The sequence below is a fragment of the Providencia sp. UF-183 genome (assembly GCF_058246155.1).
In genome coordinates this window covers 163,874-188,738 of the sequence record NZ_JBSICD010000009.1, presented here as the reverse complement: position 1 = coordinate 188,738, position 24,865 = coordinate 163,874, and the positions used below count along the sequence as shown (strand labels likewise).

24 protein-coding genes are annotated in these 24,865 nt (G+C 43.0%); 13 read left to right on the top strand and 11 right to left on the bottom strand.

Annotated elements, in window-relative coordinates:
- Nucleotides 1-15: 15 nt before the first annotated feature.
- Nucleotides 16-501, bottom strand: a complete 486-nt coding sequence (greB, locus tag AC4IFT_RS11035; RefSeq protein ID WP_490733814.1) for a transcription elongation factor GreB — start codon at nt 499-501, stop codon at nt 16-18.
- Nucleotides 502-670: 169 nt separating this feature from the next.
- Between greB and AC4IFT_RS11030 the strand changes: the two genes are divergently transcribed.
- From AC4IFT_RS11030 to AC4IFT_RS11015, 4 genes are all read left to right on the top strand, one after another.
- Nucleotides 671-3,001 carry a Tex family protein gene (locus AC4IFT_RS11030; protein WP_490733816.1) on the top strand — a complete coding sequence of 777 codons (2,331 nt, stop codon included), beginning with the start codon at nt 671-673 and terminating at the stop codon, nt 2,999-3,001.
- A 364-nt stretch (nt 3,002-3,365) separates the two neighbouring features.
- On the top strand, nt 3,366-3,596 hold the full coding sequence (gene feoA / locus AC4IFT_RS11025) for a ferrous iron transporter A (RefSeq protein WP_047756225.1): 231 nt from the start codon (nt 3,366-3,368) through the stop codon (nt 3,594-3,596).
- 29 nt (nt 3,597-3,625) lie between these two features.
- A complete protein-coding gene (gene feoB, locus AC4IFT_RS11020) occupies nt 3,626-5,944 on the top strand; it encodes a Fe(2+) transporter permease subunit FeoB (RefSeq protein WP_490733818.1) in 2,319 nt (772 codons plus the stop codon).
- A 17-nt stretch (nt 5,945-5,961) separates the two neighbouring features.
- Nucleotides 5,962-6,195, top strand: coding sequence for a FeoC-like transcriptional regulator (locus AC4IFT_RS11015; RefSeq protein WP_490751340.1), 234 nt, complete (start codon nt 5,962-5,964; stop codon nt 6,193-6,195).
- On the opposite strand, the gene AC4IFT_RS11010 is transcribed toward AC4IFT_RS11015, so the two are convergent.
- The 5 genes from AC4IFT_RS11010 to bioH form a co-directional block, all read right to left on the bottom strand.
- A complete protein-coding gene (locus AC4IFT_RS11010) occupies nt 6,180-6,356 on the bottom strand; it encodes a DUF6392 family protein (protein ID WP_490751339.1) in 177 nt (58 codons plus the stop codon). The genes AC4IFT_RS11015 and AC4IFT_RS11010 overlap by 16 nt on opposite strands.
- Nucleotides 6,357-6,531: 175 nt before the next feature.
- A complete protein-coding gene (locus AC4IFT_RS11005) occupies nt 6,532-7,023 on the bottom strand; it encodes a DUF6392 family protein (protein WP_490751338.1) in 492 nt (163 codons plus the stop codon).
- A 215-nt stretch (nt 7,024-7,238) separates the two neighbouring features.
- Entirely contained in the window at nt 7,239-7,739 is a 501-nt protein-coding gene (locus AC4IFT_RS11000) for a DUF6392 family protein (RefSeq protein WP_490751337.1), read from the bottom strand.
- Entirely contained in the window at nt 7,736-9,142 is a 1,407-nt protein-coding gene (locus AC4IFT_RS10995; RefSeq protein WP_490751336.1) for an S-type pyocin domain-containing protein, read from the bottom strand. The genes AC4IFT_RS11000 and AC4IFT_RS10995 overlap by 4 nt, the downstream gene beginning before the upstream one ends.
- Before the next feature lie 269 nt (nt 9,143-9,411).
- Nucleotides 9,412-10,188: a pimeloyl-ACP methyl ester esterase BioH gene (gene bioH, locus AC4IFT_RS10990; RefSeq protein WP_490751335.1), complete on the bottom strand. Its 777-nt coding sequence runs from the start codon at nt 10,186-10,188 to the stop codon at nt 9,412-9,414.
- Nucleotides 10,189-10,234: 46 nt separating this feature from the next.
- On the opposite strand from bioH, the gene AC4IFT_RS10985 reads away from it, so the two are divergent.
- The 7 genes from AC4IFT_RS10985 (at nt 10,235) to AC4IFT_RS10955 (ending at nt 17,267) form a co-directional block, all read left to right on the top strand.
- Nucleotides 10,235-10,918, top strand: a complete 684-nt coding sequence (locus AC4IFT_RS10985) for a DNA utilization protein GntX (RefSeq protein WP_490751334.1) — start codon at nt 10,235-10,237, stop codon at nt 10,916-10,918.
- 63 nt (nt 10,919-10,981) lie between these two features.
- The gene (nfuA, locus tag AC4IFT_RS10980) at nt 10,982-11,560 is read left to right on the top strand and encodes a Fe-S biogenesis protein NfuA (RefSeq protein ID WP_219245355.1); all 579 of its coding nucleotides are present in this window, start codon (nt 10,982-10,984) and stop codon (nt 11,558-11,560) included.
- 87 nt (nt 11,561-11,647) lie between these two features.
- The gene (gene glpE / locus AC4IFT_RS10975) at nt 11,648-11,971 is read left to right on the top strand and encodes a thiosulfate sulfurtransferase GlpE (RefSeq protein WP_219245354.1); all 324 of its coding nucleotides are present in this window, start codon (nt 11,648-11,650) and stop codon (nt 11,969-11,971) included.
- A gap of 16 nt (nt 11,972-11,987) precedes the next feature.
- On the top strand, nt 11,988-12,836 hold the full coding sequence (gene glpG / locus AC4IFT_RS10970; RefSeq protein ID WP_490733831.1) for a rhomboid family intramembrane serine protease GlpG: 849 nt from the start codon (nt 11,988-11,990) through the stop codon (nt 12,834-12,836).
- Nucleotides 12,837-12,864: 28 nt separating this feature from the next.
- A complete protein-coding gene (locus AC4IFT_RS10965) occupies nt 12,865-13,623 on the top strand; it encodes a DeoR/GlpR family transcriptional regulator (RefSeq protein WP_004262881.1) in 759 nt (252 codons plus the stop codon).
- Between the two features lie 296 nt (nt 13,624-13,919).
- Nucleotides 13,920-15,410, top strand: coding sequence for a glycerol-3-phosphate dehydrogenase (glpD, locus tag AC4IFT_RS10960; RefSeq protein WP_490733833.1), 1,491 nt, complete (start codon nt 13,920-13,922; stop codon nt 15,408-15,410).
- A gap of 285 nt (nt 15,411-15,695) precedes the next feature.
- Nucleotides 15,696-17,267 carry an ATP-binding cassette domain-containing protein gene (locus AC4IFT_RS10955; RefSeq protein ID WP_490751333.1) on the top strand — a complete coding sequence of 524 codons (1,572 nt, stop codon included), beginning with the start codon at nt 15,696-15,698 and terminating at the stop codon, nt 17,265-17,267.
- 35 nt (nt 17,268-17,302) lie between these two features.
- Here AC4IFT_RS10955 and AC4IFT_RS10950 read toward each other — a convergent pair whose 3' ends face one another.
- From AC4IFT_RS10950 to AC4IFT_RS10940, 3 genes are read right to left on the bottom strand one after another with little or no spacing between them, the layout of a single operon-like run.
- On the bottom strand, nt 17,303-17,827 hold the full coding sequence (locus tag AC4IFT_RS10950; RefSeq protein ID WP_490733837.1) for a DUF2569 family protein: 525 nt from the start codon (nt 17,825-17,827) through the stop codon (nt 17,303-17,305).
- Nucleotides 17,828-18,190, bottom strand: coding sequence for a DUF488 domain-containing protein (locus AC4IFT_RS10945; RefSeq protein WP_490733839.1), 363 nt, complete (start codon nt 18,188-18,190; stop codon nt 17,828-17,830).
- A gap of 22 nt (nt 18,191-18,212) precedes the next feature.
- Nucleotides 18,213-18,722: a DUF2569 domain-containing protein gene (locus tag AC4IFT_RS10940; RefSeq protein WP_490733841.1), complete on the bottom strand. Its 510-nt coding sequence runs from the start codon at nt 18,720-18,722 to the stop codon at nt 18,213-18,215.
- Nucleotides 18,723-18,871: 149 nt separating this feature from the next.
- Here AC4IFT_RS10940 and AC4IFT_RS10935 point away from each other — a divergent pair, with 149 nt between their 5' ends.
- Entirely contained in the window at nt 18,872-19,771 is a 900-nt protein-coding gene (locus AC4IFT_RS10935; protein ID WP_490733843.1) for a DNA-3-methyladenine glycosylase family protein, read from the top strand.
- 65 nt (nt 19,772-19,836) lie between these two features.
- Here the strand turns inward: AC4IFT_RS10935 and poxB are convergent, their stop codons facing one another.
- Nucleotides 19,837-21,561 (bottom strand): ubiquinone-dependent pyruvate dehydrogenase, encoded by a 1,725-nt coding sequence (gene poxB, locus AC4IFT_RS10930; protein ID WP_490733845.1) that lies wholly within the window; start codon nt 21,559-21,561, stop codon nt 19,837-19,839.
- Between the two features lie 340 nt (nt 21,562-21,901).
- Nucleotides 21,902-22,873 carry a 3-oxoacyl-ACP synthase III family protein gene (locus tag AC4IFT_RS10925; RefSeq protein ID WP_490751332.1) on the bottom strand — a complete coding sequence of 324 codons (972 nt, stop codon included), beginning with the start codon at nt 22,871-22,873 and terminating at the stop codon, nt 21,902-21,904.
- 483 nt (nt 22,874-23,356) lie between these two features.
- Here AC4IFT_RS10925 and proP point away from each other — a divergent pair, with 483 nt between their 5' ends.
- A complete protein-coding gene (gene proP, locus AC4IFT_RS10920) occupies nt 23,357-24,859 on the top strand; it encodes a glycine betaine/L-proline transporter ProP (RefSeq protein ID WP_490733849.1) in 1,503 nt (500 codons plus the stop codon).
- Nucleotides 24,860-24,865 lie beyond the last annotated feature (6 nt).

Genomic DNA, 24,865 nt, shown 5'->3' with positions numbered 1-24,865 from the left:
GAATCATTTTACACTTCAGTCGGTTAGTGGCTTATAGCTTATGTCTAACACAAAATAGGTGACTTCACCGCCCGGCGTATTCACTGTAATTTCATCATCGACCTGCTTGCCAATCAGGGCGCGAGCAACAGGAGAGTCAATTGAAATCCATTGTTTTGCCGGATTGAACTCATCCGCACCTACTATGCGGAATATTCTGATATTTTCATTATCATCTTCAAGTTTAACCCATGCGCCAAAAAAGACACGGCCTTCTTGGCGAGGATCAGGCTCAATTATTCTGAGCTGATCTAACCTTTTAGATAAAAAACGAATGCGTCGGTCTATTTCACGCAACCTTTTTTTACCATAAATATATTCTGCATTTTCCGAGCGATCCCCTTGTGCCGCAGCCTCTGACACTGATTGAGTCACTCTAGGTCGTTCTTCTTTCCACAGATACTTTAGCTCTTGGTCGAGCGCATCCCAACCTTCGCGCGTTATTAATAGACTTTTCGCCATAACCTTAGAATATTAGTCAAAGAAAACAATAATTATAATATTTTATAGAACATAATCTGAGACTTTCCTACCAATAGACCGAAATTCAGTCTGGAAATTCTCGCTACCACCAAGTATAACAGTGCAGTAAATTTTTTAACTGTTCTTTCAGTAGGTATTTAAACACGACATGAATGAAACTCTAAGCCAAATTATTGCAGCTGAACTGCAAGCCCAACCGAAACAGGTTTTTTCTGCCATCACTTTATTGGATGAAGGCAATACTGTCCCGTTTATCGCGCGTTACCGTAAAGAGGTTACCGGAGGGTTGGACGATACCCAGCTTCGCCAGCTGGAAAGTCGCTTAGGGTACTTACGTGAACTGAACGACCGTAAGCAAACCATTCTAAAATCGATTGAAGAGCAAGGGAAATTATCCCCTGAACTCGCTTCTGCGATTAATACCACGCTCAATAAAACCGAACTTGAAGACCTGTATTTACCTTACAAACCGAAACGTCGTACTCGTGGGCAAATCGCTATTGAAGCGGGGCTTGAGCCATTAGCGGATACGTTGTGGACAGACCCAAGTCAATCCCCTGAAGCACTCGCTCAAACGTATATCGATGCAGATAAAGGCGTTGCGGATGTGAAAGCGGCCTTAGATGGCGCACGTTATATCCTGATGGAGCGTTTCGCCGAAGATGCAGCCTTATTAGCCAAAGTTCGTGACTATATTTGGAAAAATGCCCACCTCGTTTCTGTCGTTGCAGAGGGTAAACAGGCTGAAGGCGTCAAATTTAGTGATTACTTCGAGCATCACGAACCTGTTTCACAAGTGCCTTCACACCGTGCACTAGCCATGTTCCGTGGACGCAACGAAGGGGTTTTACAGCTTTCGTTAAATTGCGATCCTCAATTCGATGAACCACCAAAAGAAAGTTATTGCGAAGAGATTATTACTCGCCACTTAGATGTGCGTTTGAATAACGCCCCTGCTGACCAATGGCGTAAAGCGGTGATCAGCTGGACATGGCGCGTCAAAGTATTACTGCACTTAGAAACGGAAGTGATGAGTTCTTTGCGCGAAAAAGCCGAAGAAGAAGCAATTAACGTTTTTGCCCGTAACCTCAGTGACTTACTGATGGCTGCACCGGCAGGTATGCGTGCAACGATGGGCCTCGATCCGGGTCTGCGTACTGGGGTGAAAGTCGCTGTTGTGGATGCGACAGGGAAACTTATTGCCACCGACACTATCTACCCACACACCGGCCAAGCAGCGAAAGCGGCAACCATCGTCGCTGCTCTATGCCAGAAACATAACGTGGAGTTAGTGGCGATTGGTAATGGTACGGCATCCCGTGAAACGGAGCGCTTCTTTGCAGAAGTGCAAAAACAATACCCTGAAGTCACTGCGCAAAAAGTGATTGTCAGTGAAGCGGGTGCATCAGTGTACTCCGCCTCTGAACTGGCTGCGCTAGAATTCCCAACCTTAGATGTTTCTTTACGTGGTGCCGTGTCGATTGCTCGCCGTTTGCAAGACCCGCTGGCTGAGCTGGTTAAAATCGACCCGAAATCTATCGGGGTAGGCCAATATCAGCATGACGTCAGCCAAACTCAACTTGCCCGCAAGTTGGATGCCGTTGTCGAAGACTGCGTAAACTCCGTAGGTGTAGACTTAAATACCGCCTCAGTCGCCTTGCTGACTCGCGTTGCAGGCCTGAGCAAAATGATCGCGCAGAACGTGGTTGATTGGCGCGATGAAAACGGCCAATTCAATGACCGAAAACAGTTACTGAAAGTGGCTCGCCTTGGGCCTAAAGCCTTTGAACAATGTGCAGGGTTCCTGCGTATCACCAATGGCGAAAACCCGCTGGATGCATCAACGGTTCACCCTGAAGCTTACCCTATCGTTGAAAAAATTCTGCAAACTGTCCGCCAGCCGCTGAAAGAAATTATGGGTAATTCACAAGTGCTCAATGCCCTGAGCCCGCGTGATTTCACAACAGAGCAGTTTGGTGTCCCAACGGTTACGGATATTATCAAAGAGCTAGAAAAACCGGGTCGTGACCCACGTCCTGAGTTTAAAACTGCCACCTTTGCTGAAGGTGTGGAAACGATGAATGACCTCGTTTCTGGCATGATTTTAGAAGGCGCGGTGACCAATGTGACCAACTTTGGTGCATTTGTGGATATCGGTGTACACCAAGACGGCTTAGTGCATATCTCTTCACTCTCCAACAGTTACGTCGAAGACCCACACAAAGTGGTGAAAGCGGGCGATATTGTGAAAGTGAAAGTATTGGATGTCGATATTGCCCGCAAGCGTATCGCCCTCACCATGCGCTTGGACGAGCAAGCGGGGGATTCTAACAGCGCACCTCGTAAAGCTGCACCTGCACAAGATAAAAACGCACGTAAAGCCCCTGCACCTCGTGGTAACTCGCGCCAAAATACGAATTCATCAGGCAACAGTGCGATGAGCGACGCCCTTGCTGCTGCATTTGGTAAAAAGAAGTAATCTGATTAAGCTAAATACCCCAATAAATTCATTGGGGTATTTAGTATTCTCTAGAAATATCTTCACTAATAAATTAATAAACAAATTCAATATATTGTTCAAAAATCAATCCATTCAATGCGTTCCGTCTTACCCCATCGCTATCTAAAAAACACCGCTAACTCCATGCTTCGTTGATCCACATCAAGTCAAATTGACGAAAAAAGAGGCTAAATATAACAAAAGGTGGATGATTATGATTCTCATTGTTAATTAGATTTATTTTTGTTTTTCTCAGCGTTTTGCTTGTAGATAGAAACTTTTCTAACAATAATTATCAGTATCATTATGAATTGAATCGTTAGGAAGATAATAGGAAGACACTATGGCTATACTTCCTCAATGCAGTTACAAAATTCTAGGCTTCTCCCCCGAGATAAGCCCTGCATACCGACAAAAATTATTGTCTCTCGGTTTATTACCGGGCTCCGTTTTTAAAGTGGTGCGTTTAGCACCTTTTGGCGATCCTGTGCAAATCGAAACTCACCGCGTCAGCTTAGTGCTACGTAAAAAGGACCTCGCCCTACTAAACCTTGATGAAGCGCCTACCGCTTAAGTCTTCTTTTTTGATTATTGGCAAACACTATGAAACGATTGACTATCGGCTTAATTGGTAACCCCAATGCAGGTAAAACAACCCTTTTTAACCAGCTAACAGGGTCAAGACAGCGCGTCGGTAACTGGGCTGGCGTCACCGTTGAGCGCAAGGTTGGCCGCTTCCACACGGATGACCACAAAATTGAGCTTGTCGACCTCCCCGGTACTTACTCACTCACCACCATTTCTGAACAGACCTCCCTCGACGAACAAATCGCCTGCTACTTTATTTTAAGTGGTGAAGCCGACATGTTAATTAACGTTGTGGATGCGTCGAACTTAGAGCGCAACCTCTACCTGACACTGCAATTAGTTGAGTTAGGCGTCCCATGTATTGTCGCCCTGAATATGTTGGATATTGCCCAAAGCCAGCATATTGATATCGATATTGCCGAATTGGAAAAACAACTGGGTTGCCCTGTGATCCCAATGGTTTCAACCCGTGCAACGGGCATTGATAAACTAAAAAAAGCCATTGATACTCACCCACAAAATAACCAAAAAGCCCTTGTTGAATATCCACCACAGCTATTACACGCTGTTGATTCATTATCTGAACAAATTTCAACGCAACAATTTAGCCAACAACAGCGCCGCTGGTTAGCCCTGCAAATTCTAGAAGGGGATATTTATAGCCGTCAGCGTGCTGAAATTTCGGAAACGCAATTACAAACGACTCGCCAACAACTCAATGAAACATTAAATGAAGAGCCTGAACTGCTAATTGCCGATGCGCGTTATCAATCTATTGCAACCATCTGCCAAGCGGCGATCAACAATAGTGCGGCTGAACCTAACCGACTGACACAATCACTGGATAGATTTATCCTCAACCGCTGGTTAGGCGTACCGATTTTCTTATTTGTGATGTACCTGATGTTCGTCCTTGCCATCAACATTGGTGGGGCACTTCAGCCGTTCTTTGAAGGGGCTTCTGAGGCGATATTTATCCATGGTATTCAGTGGGTTGGTGCCTACTTTAGTTTCCCTGATTGGCTCACAATATTCCTCGCACAAGGTGTCGGTGGTGGTATTAATACCGTTCTGCCATTGGTGCCACAAATCGGGATGATGTACCTGTTCCTTTCCATCCTTGAAGACTCTGGCTATATGGCTCGTGCAGCTTTTGTGATGGACCGATTGATGCAAGCGCTGGGCCTACCGGGCAAATCATTTGTCCCATTAATCGTCGGTTTTGGTTGTAACGTCCCATCGATTATGGGCGCTCGTACCCTTGATGCCCCTCGTGAAAGGCTGATCACCGTTCTAATGGCGCCGTTTATGTCTTGCGGTGCAAGGCTGGCAATCTTCGCGGTGTTTGCCGCGGCCTTCTTTGGTAAAAATGGCGCGAGTGTCGTGTTCTCTCTGTATATTTTAGGGATTGTGGTCGCTATCCTCACGGGGCTTTTACTCAAACACACCCTTATGCGCGGTGAAGCATCGCCATTCGTGATGGAATTACCGGTGTACCACGTGCCACACGTCAAAACGTTGTTAATTCAAACGTGGCAGCGCTTAAAAGGCTTTGTGGTGCGTGCAGGTAAAGTCATCGTCGTGGCGAGTATCTTTATCGGTGCGCTCAATAGCTTCTCGTTCTCAGGTAAACCCGTTGATAACATTAATGATTCCGCTCTGGCTTCCGTCAGTAAAGTGATCACCCCTGCATTACAGCCAATCGGTGTTCATGCCGACAACTGGCAAGCAACCGTGGGCTTGATTACTGGTGCGATGGCAAAAGAAGTGGTTGTTGGGACGTTAAACACCCTGTATACCGCCGAAGCGATTACCTCCGAGCCGTTCGATGCAGAGTCCTTCAATTTATGGGAAGAACTTGAAGATGCGGTCTCTGAAACATGGGATAGCCTAAAAGGCACCTTTACCTTAAGCGCGTTATCGAACCCAATCGAAGCCAGCAAAGGTGATGGCGAAATGGAATCAGGCTCGATGGGCACCATGGCTGCGAAATTTGGCTCTGGTATTGCTGCCTATAGCTACCTGATTTTCGTCTTACTGTATGTGCCTTGCGTGTCAGTCATGGGGGCGATTGCTCGCGAAACAAACAAAAGCTGGATGAGTTTCTCCATCTTCTGGGGACTGAATGTGGCTTATAGCCTGTCAGCGCTGTTTTACCAAACCGCGACGTTCAGTGAGCACCCGCAAAGTAGCTTAATCACCATCATCGCTGTTGTGGTATTTAATATTGCCCTGTTCATGTTCCTGCGCCGCATACGTAGCCGCGTGACGTTGAATATTAAAAGCAAAACCGCACAGCAGTGCTCTGGCTGCTCAAACACAGCATGCCACTAGGCATGAAGGACTAAACGATGATCAGCTTGCTGCAAGTAAGAGATTTGATTGCTTTATACGGGCAAGCTGACATCGCGTTACTCAGCGAACAACTCAAAACCCCAACGCCAATGATAAAAGCGATGGTGGAAAAGTTGGAAAGCTTGGGGAAAATTGAGCAGGTGGATATCAGCGCCTGCTTAGCAGGCTCTAGCTGCAAAGGCTGCCCAGAAAGCACCGACTGCGCCCATTTTGTTTATAAGATAAAGTAAACCACACTGAAGGTTGCAAGGCGCCTTTTCATAACCAATGTAACAACATCATCCTCTGAACTCCCCTGAGGCTTAGTTTTATAAGGGATCAATCCATCGTGATAAAGCGCCTCATAGGTATCCCCTAATCGTTGCACTAACGCTTCAATATTGACGCTCATTTGCATAATCCTTTTGCTTCGTAGTGATGAACGCTACAGATTGAATTTGCGAAGACGGTCAGACGCTAGGGTAACAAAATAGCGAGATAGAGATCATTGAGCTTGATACTCTAAATCTTGGCATTAAAGTTTCGCAGCCTCATTCCAATCTTAGCTATGTTGGGCATTAATGGTTCTATTTTTTCCACGTTTTTTCCAATCTATCTAATAATTCAAAAGTTATACTTTTAACATTAACTGTGTCATACCCATAGCGGCAATGTATGGCAATGTCATGAGTCAAAAAGCTATTTTTAAACTTAAAAACTTCTGATTTTCCTAAAGGCATTCCAATAACTATTTTTTTTTGTGCAATACGAATAGGAGAACCAAGATGCTCATATAACCAACGTTCTGTCATTACTTGTTTTAACCCAAAAGGAATGTCGTTTGGAAACATCCAACCATTCCTCATATCATCAGGTAATACAGTAATAGTAACCTCAACCAATTTCTTAGAAGGATTTTCAAATGCTAAGAATGTATATTCTTTTGACATTCTAAGGGTTAATACATCATCACCAGAGTTCCCCTGAGGCTTAGTTTTATAAGGGATCAATCCATCGTGATAAAGCTCGTCATAGGTATCCCCTAATCGTTGCACTAACGCTTCAATATTGACGCTCATTTGTATAATCCTTTTGCTTCGTAGTGATGAACGTTACAGATTGAATTTGCGAAGACGGTCAGACGCTAGGGTAACAAAATCGCGAGATAGAGATCATTGAGCTTGATACTCTAAACCTTAAACCTTGGAGATTTATTGTTAAAATTTCGAAGTCGCATTCCAATCTTAGCTATGTTGTCGTTTCGCCTCGTTTTAATTACTACTATATTGGGAGATTAGAGTTTTATTTTCTTCATTTTTAACTCTAAACGCTCGTACAGAAAAAAAGTAACACTCTTAACATTTGATTGTTTATAACCATACCGCATTGATAATGCTATTCTTTTATTTACATTTGGAAGCGTCATGGAAAATACATCAATCTTTCCAAAATTAATTCCCATAACCGTCCGTTCAGGTTCACTGACAAGTGGAGCCGCTAAGTGTTCTTGCAACCAGCTATCCGTCATCACCTGTACCAAACCAAAGGGGATATCATTCGGAAATTTCCACTGATTTCGCATATCATCTGGAATAACCGTTATCGTGATTTCTCTTAACCTTTTCGAAGGGTTATCAAAAGATAAAAATACATACTCTTTTTTCATATCTAACGTAACAACATCATCCCCTAAATTCCCCTGAGGCTTAGTTTTATAAGGGATCAATCCATCGTGATAAAGCGCCTCATAGGTATCCCCTAATCGTTGCACTAACGCTTCAATATTGACGCTCATTTGTATAATCCTTTCGCTTCGTTGAGTTCATGAATTCTATTTAATTTTTCATCCAGTAACTTGCTATCGTAACCTTCATTTTCCAGGCATTCTCGGTTGGCGGTCCAATTTTTCTCGACCGCTTCCCGTAAATCTTTAGCATCCAATTCTTTTCGGCGAAGTGATAAATCATCTTCAATATCAACCCAACTATTATTACGTCCCCCATAGGTTTCACTGCATTTACGATGCACTTCTATAGGGATTGCAATAGAGGCGACTTGTCCCAATAGTAATTTTATTTCTTTATCTCCCATTAACGGATATTTATCTTCTAAATAAAGCGTAATCGCCGCCTTAGACGGAAGGTGATCGATTTCATACAACCCACCACGAGAGCGCCCTTTAAAATTATCGTAATAATCCACTTCCAAATCATCGACTGGGTCTTTTTGAAAAAACACATAGATAGCGGGCACTTCACCCAATGGATCGACAATGACATAATCATTAAAATCCGTTTCCTGAAGAGGAAGTGATTCAATCCAACCTGTTGATTGTTCTGGTATCGGACTAGGGGTTAACTCTGGCTTTTGAATCTCGGGTATTGGGTTCGGTAAACTCCACACTTTTTGCGGTTCGGGAAGCGGCGTCGGAGGTAAATAATTCCCGACACCGCCACCATCATGAATAATCGAGCCTCGCCGCCCATTATCGAGACTGAATTTTACCGCTTGAAAAGCTAAATCTGGACTTTTTGCGATCTCCTGAGCGGTATAATCGTTGTACTCTGCCGTATTATTCTGGGTATTCCAAATAAACTGCCCTTTAAAACCTGGGTCAGAAAAGGTCACAGAACCATCCTCATGGCGCTCGGCAAAACGCACACGCACACGGTCTAGCCCACTGCTTGCATCCACCGCATACCCAACAATTCTCGGGCTCCCATTTTTTTCGTCCTCAATCACCCGAAAACGAACGCGTGTGGTGACTCGGCTTTTTGCCGCAGCGATTTCTCGGAGAAATTCTTCCGACGTATAATCATATTTCGATACCGTAGAGGCAGAACGCGAAAAACCACCCACAATCGACCGTCTCTCGAGTGGGCGCCCAATAACAATGCGGTCAAGCGTGGCATCCCCTACGCTTGGTGAATAAAACAGCCCCATTAACGCAACGGTTATCGGATTAGGCGCTTTAACCACCTGAGAAACTATGCCGATATCTTTTGGAAACGTTGAAGAGGTAGGCTTAGGTATTGTTGCCGTTCCAGAGGGGGTAAGAATTGATTGCGCGGGAGCGAACGATAATGCGCTAGGCTCCATAAAAAATCGTAACTTCGGCACCTTGACATAAACGACCTTCATTGAAGGCCCATCACTCGTTCGGCTACTTCCATGGCCAATGTAATTATCTTCTGGCATCCCTATATCTCCTCATTAAAAACTTAAGTTAAATAAGGTAGCCTAACCCCGCTAAAATATCGTACTGAATAACCCGTATTTATCACCAACAATCAGCCAAAAACCCTGGCAATTAATAAGATAAATACAGATTTAATATATAAAATGCCAAAAAAAGGTGAAATAAAAGAAGAAAAAACAGTAAAGACAAAAAAGCCCCACAATGGGATGGGGCTATGATGAGCAAAATAAACACAATGGAAAGCAACCCTAATGGCTGATGGCGCGCTTTACTCTTCCAATCGGCTTTGGAAATCCAGCAAATATTCACAAAACTCATCGGGATGTGAAATAAACGGTGCATGAGCGCTATTGCGCATAATAACGGACGGGGAGTTTGGGTAAAGCTCATCCAATACAGGCACCACCTTACGGGGCACAAGGCCATCAAGGTAACCATAAATCCGTAAGAACGGCACTGGCAGGCTTTTTAATTCTTCTCGTAAATCTTCTGTTCGTAATGATTCAAGCCCTGCATTTAACGTTTCTACCGTTGGAATAGGCTGTTCAAGCACCACCGATTTTAAGGTACGCGCATCATTACGGGCGCTTTCTGTGCCTAAGGTTTGCAATGCTAAAAAACGTTCGACAGTGCGATGAAAATCCGCGGCAAGCTGCTGCTCAAAGCCCAATAACACCTCGGGACGAATACCCGCCCAATCCCCATCGGCTTTAAAGCAAGGGGAAGATGCCACGGTGATCAGCCCTTGAACTTCATAAGGGTGATCCAGTGCAATGCGACTGGCAACTAATCCCCCCAGCGACCACCCTAACCAAATGGCGTTTTTCGGGGCGTGTTCCCACAAAATATCTGCCATGGATTGAATGTTCATTGGCGCAAAATCTTGGCTTCGGCCATAACCCGGCAAGTCAACGAGATGAACACGAAAATGCGAAGCGATTCGAGGAATAATGGTTTGCCAAACTTGCGCATTCAACCCCCATCCGTGCAGCAGCACAAGATCTTGTTTTCCTTCGCCGACAGTCTGCCAATATAGCTTTGCCATGGTTACACTCTCTTTATTCAATCAACATTTTTAACGGAATATCATCATGCTATCAATGGAAGGGGCGTGTTGGCTTTGTCATCAATCACTTAGCAAAAGCAGCCAAGGTATTTGCAGCTTTTGCCTTAAAGGCTTACCAACGATGCCGAAGTGCTGCCCACGCTGCGCATTGCCCAGTGAACTCGATATGCTGCACTGTGGTCGCTGCTTAAAACAGCCCCCAGCTTGGCAACGGTTGATTACCGTCACACCCTATAAAAACCCATTACGTAAGCTTATTCATCACTTTAAGTTTAATCAACAATCGCAGCTCGCTTTTGCTTTAGCGCGCATTTTTGTTTTGTTTTGGCTACAAGGCTACCGCGAAAATGCATGGCAAAAACCCGACCTCATCGTCACCATTCCCTTGCATCGTCACCGATTATGGTGGCGAGGATTTGACCACATGGCATTAATAGGCGAAAATTTATCCAGATGGTTAAATATCCCCTATTCGCAAAATTCATTACTCCGTAGTCGTGATACACTGGCGCAGATTACACTAAAACGTGAACATCGCCGAAAAAACCTAAAGGGAGCATTTACCTTAGAAACTGCGGTTTCTGGCCTACATGTCGCTGTCCTTGATGATGTTATCACGACAGGTTCGACAATGAATGCGGCGGCACAATTGTTGATTTGTGCGGGTGCACGCACTGTTGATGCGTGGTCACTCTGTCGCACCTTGTAGGAAAGGGGTAAATGGGCGTATTATAACCAACTAAAGCAGTCAACTATTATTGAGCAAATGATTATGATTAATATTACTGAAGCAGCACAGGCTCATTTTGCCAAGTTGTTGGAAACTCAAGAGCCAGGAACCCAAATCCGTGTATTTGTCATCAACCCGGGTACACCGACAGCTGAGTGTGGCGTGTCATACTGCCCACCGGGTGCCGTTGAAGCAACAGATAAGGAACTGAAGTTCGAGAAATTATCTGCTTATGTTGATGAAATTAGCGCACCTTTCTTGGAAGAAGCGGAAATTGATTTCGTTACCGACCAACTGGGCTCACAACTGACCCTTAAAGCACCAAACGCGAAAATGCGCAAAGTCTCTGACGATGCACCATTAATCGAGCGTGTTGAGTACGTTTTACAGTCACAAATTAACCCACAATTAGCCAGCCACGGCGGTCGTGTTTCCCTGATGGAAATCACCGATGAAGGCTTTGCTATCCTACAATTTGGCGGTGGTTGTAACGGTTGTTCTATGGTCGATGTCACCTTAAAAGAAGGTATCGAAAAAGAATTACTGAAAATGTTTGATGGTGAGCTAAAAGGCGTTAAAGACCTGACTGAACACCAACGTGGCGAGCACTCTTTCTATTAATTGCCACTGACATCTGGCACCTGTTTTTCTGCTTACAGGTGCCGAATTCGTTTTTTATGGGGATTTTCCCACTATATTCGGTATTTTATGGACCATTTTGAGACACTAACACCAGAGCAAGCTTATCAACACTGGTTGGAAAGCACTGCCGTACTTGTTGATGTACGTGATCCACAAAGCTTCCGCGCAGGTCATGCCAGCGGCGCTTATCACCTCACCAATGAGTCGCTGAGCCAATTTTTAGAACAAACGGATTATGAACAACCCGTTATGGTGATGTGCTACCACGGGCACAGCAGCCAAGGCGCAGCACAGTATCTTATCAATATCGGCTATGAATCTGTTTACAGCATTAATGGCGGGTTTGAAGCCTGGTTAAGGGAATATCCACAAGCCGTCACGGCGCTCTAGACGAGAAAACGCATTCATGATCCACATCACTTCCTTTGCTAACCCAAGAATGGCGCAGGCATTTGTTGACTATATGGCAGGGCAAAATATTCATTTAAGCCTTCAGCCATCTCAAGAACAAGCGCTATATGAACTTTGGTTGGAAGATGACCAATTTCTTAATCAAGTCCGTCAAGAACTTGATACTTTCCTGCAAAATCCTAATGACCCACGCTACCTTGCTGCCAGCTGGCAAACGGGTAATGCCGATACGCAATTTCAATACCGCAATTTTCTCACTTGGGGCTACCTAAAAGAACAATCTGGCCCACTAACAATTGCTGTTATTCTGCTATCGATTATTGTATATCTTTGGGTAGAAATGACTGATGCGCGGGAAGTATTACGTTACTTAGCGTGGCCAATTGGCGACCAACAGTCTGAACTTTGGCGTTGGATTAGCCCCGCATTTGTCCATTTTTCACTGTCGCATATTGGGTTTAACCTTGCGCTATGGTGGTTTCTAGCAGGCCAAGTTGAACGCAAGCTAGGAACAGGGAAGCTCTTTACCATTTTATTAGTCTCCGCCCTGTTTAGTAACTGGGGGCAATCGCTGTTTAGTGAAAACAACTTTGGGGGCTTATCGGGTGTCGTTTATGCCTTAGTCAGCTACGCTTGGCTGACAGGTGAGCGCAACCCAGAAAGCGGTGTGAATGTTCCCCGAGGGTTAATGATCTTCTCAATTATCTGGCTCTTTTTCGGTTACTTCGATATTTTAGGTATGCATATTGCTAATGCCGCACACACTTCAGGGTTAATTATCGGCTTATTGATGGGAGTGTGGGATAATAGGCACAGTTTTATAAAACACCAGAGTTCCAGATAATACATTTTAATAATTAGAGGCTAACGCTGTGAAACAAACCCAGAGACATGATGCAATCGTTGAACTTGTGCGTCTTCAGGGATATGTCAGTACTGAAGAACTTGTCGAGCACTTTGAGGTTAGCCCTCAAACCATTCGACGAGACCTCAATGACCTCGCTGAGCAAAATAAAATTCAGCGACACCACGGTGGCGCAGCACTGCCTTCAAGCTCCGTAAACGCGGCGTATAATGACCGTAAAATCATGTGGTCAGACGAAAAAGCCCGTATTGCGCAGCATGTCGCTAGCCAAATTCCTGATGGCGCGACGTTATTTATTGATATCGGGACGACACCTGAAGCCGTTGCCCATGCACTGGTGAACCATAAAAACCTGCGAGTGGTGACCAATAACCTCAACGTTGCCACGTTACTGATGCCAAAAGAAGACTTCCGCTTAATTTTAGCGGGGGGTGAAGTACGCTCGCGTGATGGTGGTATTGTGGGTGAAGCCACCCTCGATTTTATCTCTCAATTTAGATTGGATTACGGTATCCTCGGTATTAGCGGCATTGATATGGACGGCTCGCTACTGGAGTTCGATTATCATGAAGTACGAACTAAACGCGCTATTATTGAGAATTCACGTTGCGTGATGTTAGTCACAGACCACTCTAAATTTGGCCGTAATGCGATGGTCAACCTCGGTAACATGAACTTAATCGACTATTTATTTACCGACAAACAACCGCCAGACAGTATTCTCAAAGTGATTGAGCAACATAACGTCCAGCTCGAACTTTGCTAATCAAATCATTAGGTTCATAATGGCAGTGCCCTTGCGCTGCTATTATGCTTATTAATATCCCTCCCTGTTTTAACGTCCACCTCTCGCTATTCTGTGTTCTTTTTCGCTCGAAACCTCGTTTTTTCCTTTGTAAATAACATTGTTTTAAATGTGGGTATTGAAAAAAAATTGTTATCGATATCACGCAGTTGTTATTTTTTCTTCATTATTAGTTGGCATACTAATTGAATTTGATTACAATCAAATGAGCGAAAACGAACATTATTGAAAGTGTTTCGAACATCTCAGGGGGATGCATGGAAACTAAAGACTTGATTGTCATCGGCGGCGGGATCAACGGCGCTGGTATTGCAGCTGATGCTGCAGGTCGTGGATTATCGGTATTGCTGCTCGAAGCTCAAGACTTAGCGAGTGCAACCTCATCAGCGAGTTCAAAGCTGATCCACGGTGGCTTACGCTACCTCGAACATTATGAATTCAGATTAGTCAGTGAAGCACTGGCTGAGCGCGAAGTCCTATTACGACTGGCACCGCATATTGCGTTTCCAATGCGCTTTCGTTTACCACACCAACCTCATTTACGCCCAGCTTGGATGATCCGTATTGGCCTGTTCCTTTATGACCATTTAGGTAAACGTGTAAGCCTACCAAGTAGCAAAAGCTTAAAGTTCAACCAGAACTCTGTCCTGAAACCTGAATTAACCAAAGGGTTTGAATACTCTGACTGTTGGGTTGATGATGCGCGTTTAGTTGTTCTAAACGCTCAAGAAGTGGTACGTAAGAATGGTGAAGTTCGTACTCGCACAAAAGTAACGCGTGCTTATCGTGAAAATGGCTTATGGGTCGTTGAAGCACAAGACTTACGTACGGGCGAAACTCATACTTGGAAAGCGAAAGGACTGGTTAATGCGACGGGTCCATGGGTAAAAGAATTCTTTGACGATGGTTTGAAATTAAAATCGCCATACGGTATTCGCTTAATCAAAGGTAGCCATATTGTTGTTCCACGTGCTCACGATGAACCGCAAGCTTACATCCTGCAAAACGAAGATAACCGCATTGTCTTTGTTATTCCATGGATGGATGAGTTCTCAATCATCGGTACAACGGATGTGGAATACAAAGGCGATCCAAAAGACGTCAAGATTGATGATAAAGAAGTTAGCTATTTGCTTAAAGTGTATAACGACCACTTCAAAAAACAGTTAACGGTTGAAGATGTGGTATGGGATTACTCAGGGGTTCGCCCATTGTGTGATGATGAGTCTGACTCACCACAAGCGATTACCCGTGACTACACATTAGATATTCACGATGAGCAAGGGCAAGCACCGTTACTGTCTGTATTCGGTGGTAAATTAACTACTTATCGTAAATTAGCTGAAGCCGCTGTGAACAAACTGGCCACCTACTACCCGAACGCAGGTAGCCCGTGGACTAAAAATGGTCAATTACCGGGTGGTGATATAGAAGGTTGTGACCGTGATGGTTATGCACGTGTATTACGTCAACATTATCAATGGCTTCCAGAAGGCATTGCGCTGCGTTATGCAAGAACTTACGGCAGTAACAGCAAACTCATTTTAGAAGGCGCAAATTCGCTCAGCGATCTTGGAGAATCATTCGGTGCCAACGTCTATGAAGCCGAACTGCGTTACTTAGTGAAAAATGAGTGGGTAACAGAATTAGATGATGCCATCTGGCGTCGTACTAAATTGGGCATGTGGCTGAATGATTCAGAAAAACAGCGCATTGCACAATGGTTGTCAGAGCATACCTCTGCATAATCGTAAAAATCTCGTTGTTAGTACAAAGCCAGTCAAGTGACTGGCTTTTTTATATTTAAAGCCTATAGGTTGCTTAAATTGATTTTCTTTGCCTATAATATGCTCGTCTTTTATCCTATCACTTAACTTAGCAGGTACTCCCTACGATGAATTAAGCACTGCCAGAAAATATTTTCCAATACCACTTTGGTATTCATTTTTCTGTTCCTGGCAGGCAACGCTATTCATCGACGCTTCTTGATAAGTCAACGACGTTGTCTGCACTCTTTATTTTTGGAGGTGCCTATGACAATTGCGTGTCACTTTTCACAACTGAATATCGAATTTAACCAAACGCCCCTATTCCCCCCTTTAAGCGGAACGTTATCTTGCCAAAAAAATTCCTTAATTGGTCATAATGGGCGAGGTAAATCGGTGCTTATGAAGCTGCTTGCTCAAGTTCTACCGCCTACGCAGGGGAGTGTGCATTGGAATATGCCCTTTATCCATATTAATCAGCTCACCCGCTTAACAGGCGAAACGCTGATCGATGCTTTAGGTATTACGGAGCTGTATCATGCTTTTTCTCGCATTGAATCAGGTAATGGCTCACAGCACGATTTTGAGCAAGTAGACGACAAATGGCATTTACCATCTCAATGGCAAAGTTTATTGGATTCCGCTCGGTTACCCATTTCGATGGACACCCCTATCGCCCATCTTAGCGGGGGCGAACGCACACGCCTTGCCCTATGCCGTGCCTTTTTACAGCAAGATAGCTTCTTACTGCTTGATGAACCAGATAACCATTTGGATGCAACTAGCCGTCAGTGGCTAAGCCAAAAACTGACTGAGCACCGAGCTGGTAGCCTTGTTATCTCTCATAACCGAGCACTGTTAAATGAAATGGCAACCATTTTTGAGCTCACCGAAAAAGGCTTGCAGGAATATGGGGGAAATTATGGGTTATATGACACTCAGAAAAATTTCGAAATTGCCGCGATTGATGCTCAAGCTGAGCGTTTAGAAAAGCGCATTAACCAAGAGAAAAAGCAGCAACAGGCCACGTTGCAAAAGGCCGCTCAGCGAAAAAAGCAGGGAGAAAAAATCCGTTATGGTGGTTCTCAATCCTTATTGCTACTCGATATGCAGAAAAACCGTGCGGAAAAAAGGCAGTCTAATGTTGCCGACCGACATCAGCGAGTGATGGATAACTTGCAAGGCCAACAACAAGAAAATCAAGAGAAAATACACCATACTAAGCAGCAAAAAATGATCATTGACTACCAGAGCGAGGGGAAAAAAGTGACAGTTTTCGCTTCAGATCTTTGCTTACCCTATGGCCATTTATCACCGCTGTCATTCACCATATACAGTGGGGAACATTGGCATATTCAAGGTGATAATGGTTGTGGCAAATCCACTTTACTCAAGGTACTTGCGGGGCATCTCCACGCTCAATCAGGTGAATCTCGTTTAAGTGGCCATTTTTGTTATTTAGATCAACACTTAAACTTGCTCGATAAAACGCTACCAGTTGGCGAGGCCCTACATCAATACCAACCCTCATTTACTGTTGAGCAGTGGCGAACACAACTGGGAATGTTGCGGATCCGGGGTGATAAATCCTTGTTGCCATTACAGCAACTGAGCGGCGGCGAACAGCTCAAAGCTACATTATTAGCCCTGACCCATAGCCCAAACCCACCGGCGATTTTGTTACTCGACGAACCAGATAACCATCTGGATTTAGAATCGAAGCAGTTACTGGAGAATTTATTAAGTAATTACCAAGGTACATTGCTACTGGTTTCCCATGATGACGTCTTTATTGAGCGCTGCAATATTACCCATACATTGAATCTTTCTCGTGAGTAGAATGATGAGCCGCCTTCAAGAAAGGCGGTTCATTTTTAGCGAATAAACGTGTTTTTGACGCGGTTAGAGACTAAAAGGTACGGTATCCATAACACACAATAGAAACTGCCATTAATTGCAGTGATAACATTTGAGTAATTGATTTCCATGCCGAATGCATAAGGGAAGACAAAGCGAGAAGCAAACACCATCAAGGTGTACAACAACATGGTTATGATAAATAACCACTTAGCACTTTTTTTCCATTTAACTGCCGCGATAAAGTTCCACAATAGTAATGCAATGATTACCCCATAACCCGTTTGTAACAGGTAATAAGCCGTTGAAAACCCTGACACATAAAAGTCGGAATCAACCTGCGTGGCAAGCGGCCACACTGTTTTCACTTGGGTGATGTCTTGCATTAGCATCATGACCATTTTATACAACATATAAAACAGCCCAATGACTGGCCAAATCAACCAACCCCCTAGCCCTTCAAGCGATTTTTTCGGCGCAGGTTGTGGGACGACTTGAGCGGCAACCTGCTCTAATTGAACAGTGGGTTGAGAATTCTCCATTTAACGAACCTTTTTATCCTGTATTTTCTCTTCAATGTATTCTTTGAGTACAATCGCTTGATTATGTTCTGTATTTTTTGCGCTATACAATAGCGTCAAGTTGCCTCGTTGCGCCTGTGCAACTAACGCTTTCCACGCCTGCGTATTATTTAATTCTTCATGATATTGCTGCACAAATTGCTCGAATTGGTCGGTATGTTGATGGAACCACTTACGTAGTTCGTTAGAAGGAGCGACCTCTTTGTTCCACTCATCACACTGTAAATCAGCTTTTTTAATTCCTCTGGGCCACAGCCTGTCGACCAAAACACGGTAACCATCATTTTCAGTTGTCGGGTCGTACACTCTTTTGCAATAAATCATCACTTCACCTCTATGACGGTATTTAATTCACAAAAGTATTTTTTACACGCTTAGAAACCAAAAAATACGGTATCCAAATTGCGCAGCCAATCAGAGCACGAAGAATGTCGCGAATATCTGACGCTTCAACCTCTAAATCTAATAATGTGCCTGCCAGTATAATATCTGAAACCGTCAACACTAAAGCAAATAGCTGGAAGAAAATGTAAATTTTAATCGTGAGCTTTTTCTTCGTAAAAAAGACATAACACAAGAAAAGTAATAAAGCGTATAGAATCGCATTCCCTAAAAGCTCAAAATAAATAAGTTCTTTAAATAAGGGAATGAATGTATCAAATTGAGGGTTGGTTAACTCATCCCAATACTCAATAACCTGAATATTTTGCCCATAAATCGCAAATGGGAGAATAATAATGGATAGCACAATCCCTAACATAGGCAAAATTAGCCAACCACCAATCCCTGTTAATTCAGGTACAGGCTTAGAAGGGATTGGCGGGTTATGAGATGAACTGCAATCTTCAGTTTTCATTTCACTTCCTTATTAAATATAAACGCCATGTCATTTACGAAATAATCAATCTTATTAAGATAACATACTTGTTCACTAAAATATGAGTTACCTAATGCATCAATACACAATATATTGGGATTAAAGAAAAATCTTATAAGGTCATCATAATGCAAACATTTACTGTTAATTTACCGCTCCCACAACCTTATCGCTCTGAGGACTTTTTTGCCTTTCACTTAAGAGACCAACAAAATGTGGCGGAGATTGTTGTCGATAATTGTTTGCAAAAAGGCCTAATCTGGCAAAATTGTCCTGCCAACATTCAGTTAGCGATAGAAAATCAGTATGCAACAATTTCTTTGGATATTGATTCTTCCAATATCTCCCCCACTGAAACAGAACTCAGCGCCCTTGGGAAACACTTATTGGGCTTACATCAACCCGTTAATGAATTTGAAACGCTTTACCTAACAGACCCAGTGCTTGGACAACTTATTGAAAAACAAAAAGGACTAAGAATTTATCAATCCTCTAATGCTTTCGAAGCCTTAGTTTGGGCAATTATTGGGCAGCAAATTAGTGTCCATGCCGCTATCGCAATCCGCCGGCGATTTATACAGGCTGTGGGCATACAGCATTCATCGGGGATTTGGTGCTTTCCTGATATCCAACAAGTGGATTTAGTCAGTGATGATACTCTCCGACAAACAGGTTTTTCATTAGGGAAAATTGTTGCACTCAGGGCGCTATGCGAAGCAATTAAAAACCAACAGATTGATTTATCAGTACAAGTCACCCATGACAATGCTGATGAGCTTACAGAGCAACTGCTCAAAATTAAAGGGATTGGCCCTTGGACGGTCAGTTATGCTCTCTTGCGAGGCTTTAATTATCTCGATGGCTCTTTGCATGGTGATGTGGCTGTAAGACGTAACTTGCAAACATTATTAGCCAGTCAAGAGCAGCCAACAGCGAAAGAAACAGAAAAATGGTTGATGCAATTTTCACCATGGCGAGCGCTCGTCGCAGCTCATTTATGGCGCAGCCAGTCTGCCGCAGGGTATTGAATTATAACTATAAACTGAAAAGCCCAACCAATTGATTGGGCTCCTTGCTTAACTAACAACCCGTCTTAACGCAGCCAGTTAGTTTTCACCAATTGAACGACTTCATCACCGCGACCGCTCATAATGGCTTTTAACATATACAAACTAAAACCTTTTGCTTCTTGCGCAGCAATTTCAGGTGGCATTGAAAGCTCTTGTTTTGCGGTTAAAACATCCACCACCACAGGGCCATCGTGGGCAAAGGCCTCTTTAAGTGCACCGTCGAGGTCTTCACTTTTTTCGACTCGAATACCTTTAATACCCGCTGCATTCGCAATCGCCGCAAAATTCGGGTTCTGCAAATCTGTTCCAGCAGTTAAAAAACCCGCGACCTTCATTTCCATCGCAACGAAGCCCAGTACACCATTATTATGAATAATAATTTTAACTGGTAGCTGCATTTGTGAGAGAGAAATAAAATCCCCCATTAACATGCTGAATCCACCATCACCACACATGGCAACTACTTGGCGTTTTTTATCAACCGCTTGAGCACCAATGGCTTGTGGCATCGCATTTGCCATTGAACCATGATTAAACGAACCGATTAAACGACGTTTACCATTCATTTTCAAATAACGTGCAGCCCACACGGTTGGTGTTCCTACATCGCAAGTGAAGATTGCATCATCGTCGGCCAGTTCACTAATTTTAGTTGCTAAGTACTGCGGATGGATTAATCCTTCATGACCCGGTTTTGCGAGGTCGTCTAACCCTTTACGCGCTTCCTCGTAATGTTTCAACGCGCTCTCAAGATGTTTATTATCTTGTTTAGCCTGCAGGTGCGGCTGCAAAGCGTCTAGAGTCGCTTTAATATCGCCAATCAGGCCCATATCAATATGGCAGTGAGACCCTAAGCTACCTGCATTAATATCAATTTGAATAATTTTCGCATCATTCGGATAGAAAGGACGGTATGGGAATTGTGTTCCAAGCAACACAACGGTATCGGCATTCATCATTGCATGATAACCCGATGAAAAACCGATTAAACCTGTCATTCCGACACTGTATGGGTTATCCCATTCAATGTGTTCTTTACCGCGCAGTGCGTGAACGACAGGGGCTTTTAACGTTTCGGCGAGTTTGATCACTTCATCATGTGCGCCTGCGCAGCCATTACCACAGAATAATGTGACATTTTTAGATTCATTCAGCGCTTGCGCTAATTGTTCGATTTCTGAACGCTGTGGCATAACCAACGGCGCTTGGGGCTGATACCATGTGTCTTTGGCGGTTTCAGGTGCGTCTTTTAATGCAATATCCCCCGGAATAACAACAACAGATACCCCTTTATTCAAAATAGCTTTACGCATTGCAATACCGAGCACCTGTTGAATTTGCTCAGGGTTAGAGACCATTTCGCAGTAGTGACTGCATTCACGAAAGAGTTCTGTTGGGTGAGTTTCTTGGAAATAATTACTGCCAATTTCACTGGATGGTATATGCGCAGCAATCGCCAACACAGGCACTCGATTACGGTGACAATCATATAATCCGTTGATAAGGTGCATATTCCCTGGCCCACAAGACCCTGCGCAAACGGCCAGTTTTCCAGTAAGCTGAGCCTCTGAGCCTGCGGCAAATGCAGCTACTTCCTCATGGCGAGTGCCTAACCATTCAATTGCCCCTTGGCGGCGCAAGCTGTCGGTTAAGCCATTCAATGAATCTCCAGTAACGCCCCAAATACGTTTAACTCCAGCATTATCAAGTACTTTCGCAATATAGGATGCAACACTCTGTTTTTTCATAATGGCACTCTTCTCAGTCGGAGGTCATACGTGCAATATTGTCGTTTGCTAAAATACCACACGCACTTTTTTAGAAATTCGGTAAAATTCATTTCGAATCTTAACGTTCTCTCTGATTATCAAACTTATTTGCAATCATTTATTTGATTGTAACCAAGTCAATTATTCATTCCTACTTATCAAATCCATTATAAAAGAGAACAACACAATCCTCCGTTATTATCAAAAGAAGATGACAATAACGGAATAAATTAAGAGTTTATTGTTAATATTAATCAACATAATAAGAACATCGTAAAATGAACGATATAATTATCCAATCAATTTCCAAATGATCACGTTATACTTTCCACAACAAAACACCCGTTTGATAACCTGCACCTAATGACCAGAAAATAATCAAGTCACCATCATGAAGTAACCCTTTTTTCAAACGACTCGCATAGGCAACAAATGGGCTATTTACACCTGTGTAACCATATTCATCACCTATATACTCAATATTATCCCAAGAGATATTTAATCCTTTTTTTATTGTACTAATACCTCCTTTTGATAATTGGGAGAAGAAAAAACAACTAATATCTTGTAATTGAAGATGGTGTTTTTCGAGTTGATATTTAATACCCTCGATAGCAAAATCTAAACTTTGAGCGCCCGTAAAATTATTCCAATAAAGCTTTTCTGCCTTCATATTTGTAGATTGCGAAACGCCATAGCGGGGGTAGACAATAGTGTCCACAAACTGACTATCCGTAAAATACATGCTATCAATTAATCCAGCACCTGAATTATCCTCCGTCTTCTCCAGTACCATAGCAACAGCGGCATCCCCCATTAAGGCATTGGGCACTAATTCATTTGGATTAGTAAAACGAGATAAAAAATCAGAAGCGACAATTAATGCCTTACGATAAGATGCTTTAGATTTTAACATCATTGCGGCTTGCTCAAATATCGTTATCATCCCCAAACAATTACTGTTCATATCTATACATACACAACTATGCTGAATATCTAATTCTCCATGCAGGTGAATAGCATGAATGGGGGAAATATATTCAATCGTCGTGGATGCAAAAAGAATAATATCGATGTCATCATCTTGGATAATAGGCTTTGCTGCTTTAATTGACATCGTTAAGACATTTTCACTTGCCGGATCCGCAATATAACGTTTATCACAGCCGAATGACTCTAACATCTTCGCTATATTTTTTATTTCTGGGTGTTTCACAATGAAATAATCATTATTTCTAACCCCTGACGGGTGATAAACATTAATTGCAGATATTTTCACTGACGTATTCATATTATTCTCCCAAAACCCATAGAATATTCAGCATAGAAGAATTTGGAAAAAATTAAATGTAATCGATTGATTATTAACAAATTTACAATCAATAAATCGACTTATTCATTTAGTATATTATCGATAGAAATAACATATTGGTATAAATCTAACAATCTGAAATAAAACGCTAAACAATCCATTAACTCCGAATGAAAGTCCGCCAATTTTACATTTTCAAGATTTTAATGTATTATAGGTGACTTGTTTAGTTATTTTCAGGTGGTTACTTTGCTTTATTTAAAAAAAACATTCCCTATTTTTCCTCTATCTCTGCTGTATCGCTCCATTATTTAGTATCACTACTATAAACACTTAACACTTATCAAATATTCATACAGCGTCTATTCTAAATAATAAGATTTTCACGTTATTGAAGTATGAAAACCCACACCTTAAATGCGATTTATCTCGTTGTTAAAATTCAAATAAGAGGATGGTTTTATGAAGTTCAAGAAGAAAAAAGAAAAACCCTTAAATATTAATGACATTACAATCATTGATGATGGTAAATTAAAAAAAGCAATTACCGCTGCTTCACTGGGTAATGCGATGGAATGGTTTGATTTTGGTGTATACGGCTTCTTAGCCTACGTCTTAGGTCAAGTTTTCTTTCCAGACGCATCACCGAGCGTTCAGATGATTGCTGCACTTGCTACATTCTCCGTTCCCTTTTTAGTCAGACCGTTAGGGGGCGTGGTATTTGGTGTCTTAGGCGATAAATATGGCCGACAAAAAGTGTTGTCGATGACCATCATCATTATGGCGATAAGTACCTTCTGTATCGGCCTTATCCCGTCTTATGACAGCATTGGTATCTGGGCACCCATCTTGTTATTGGTTGCCAAATTAGCTCAGGGCTTCTCTGTGGGTGGTGAATATTCAGGAGCTGCAATCTTTGTTGCCGAGTATTCCCCCGACCGTAAACGTGGTTTTATGGGAAGCTGGTTAGACTTTGGTTCTATTGCTGGCTTCGTACTAGGTGCTGGCGTGGTTGTCCTGATTTCCAGTATTGTTGGGGAGGCGAACTTCCATGATTGGGGCTGGAGAATTCCATTCTTCTTAGCCTTACCTTTAGGGATCATTGGGTTGTATCTACGTCATTCCCTTGAAGAAACCCCTGCTTTCCAACAGCACATTGAATCACTGGAAAAACAAGATAAGGCGAATATCCAAAATCCGCCAAAAGTTTCCGTACGCGAAGTGGCATCTAAATATTGGAAAAGTTTATTAATTTGTGTGGGCTTAGTGATTGCGACTAACGTCACGTATTACATGCTGCTGACTTATATGCCAAGTTATTTATCACATAACCTGAATTATTCAACTGACCATGGTGTGTTGATTATTATCGCCATTATGATTGGGATGCTGTTTGTTCAGCCTGTGATTGGCTTAACCAGCGACAAAATAGGCCGCCGTCCGTTTGTCATCATCGGTAGTGTCGGTTTAGTTCTACTGGCTTACCCTGCTTTTATGCTAATTAACAGCGGCTCAGTTGGGTTAATTTTTGTCGGATTGCTGATCCTAGCGGTATTACTAAACTGTTTTACTGGGGTCATGGCATCAATTTTACCAGCCATTTTCCCGACACATATTCGTTATAGTGCCTTAGCCATCGCCTTTAATATTTCGGTATTAATTGCGGGTGCGACACCAACCGTTGCAGCTTGGTTAGTTGAATCCACCACGGATTTATATATGCCAGCCTATTACTTGATGGTGATTGCATTAATTGGTTTATACACGGGTATTCGCATGCCAGAAACCGCAAACAAGCCATTGCGTGGTGCGACGCCAGCAGCATCGGATAAAGCAGAAGCGAAGGAAATCTTAAGTGAGCACTTTGACAATATTGAGCAAAGAGTTGAAGATATTGACCAACAAATTGCTGAGCTTGAGAAAAAACGCCAGTCGTTAATTAATCAGCATCCTAAATTAGACTAGCCCTAG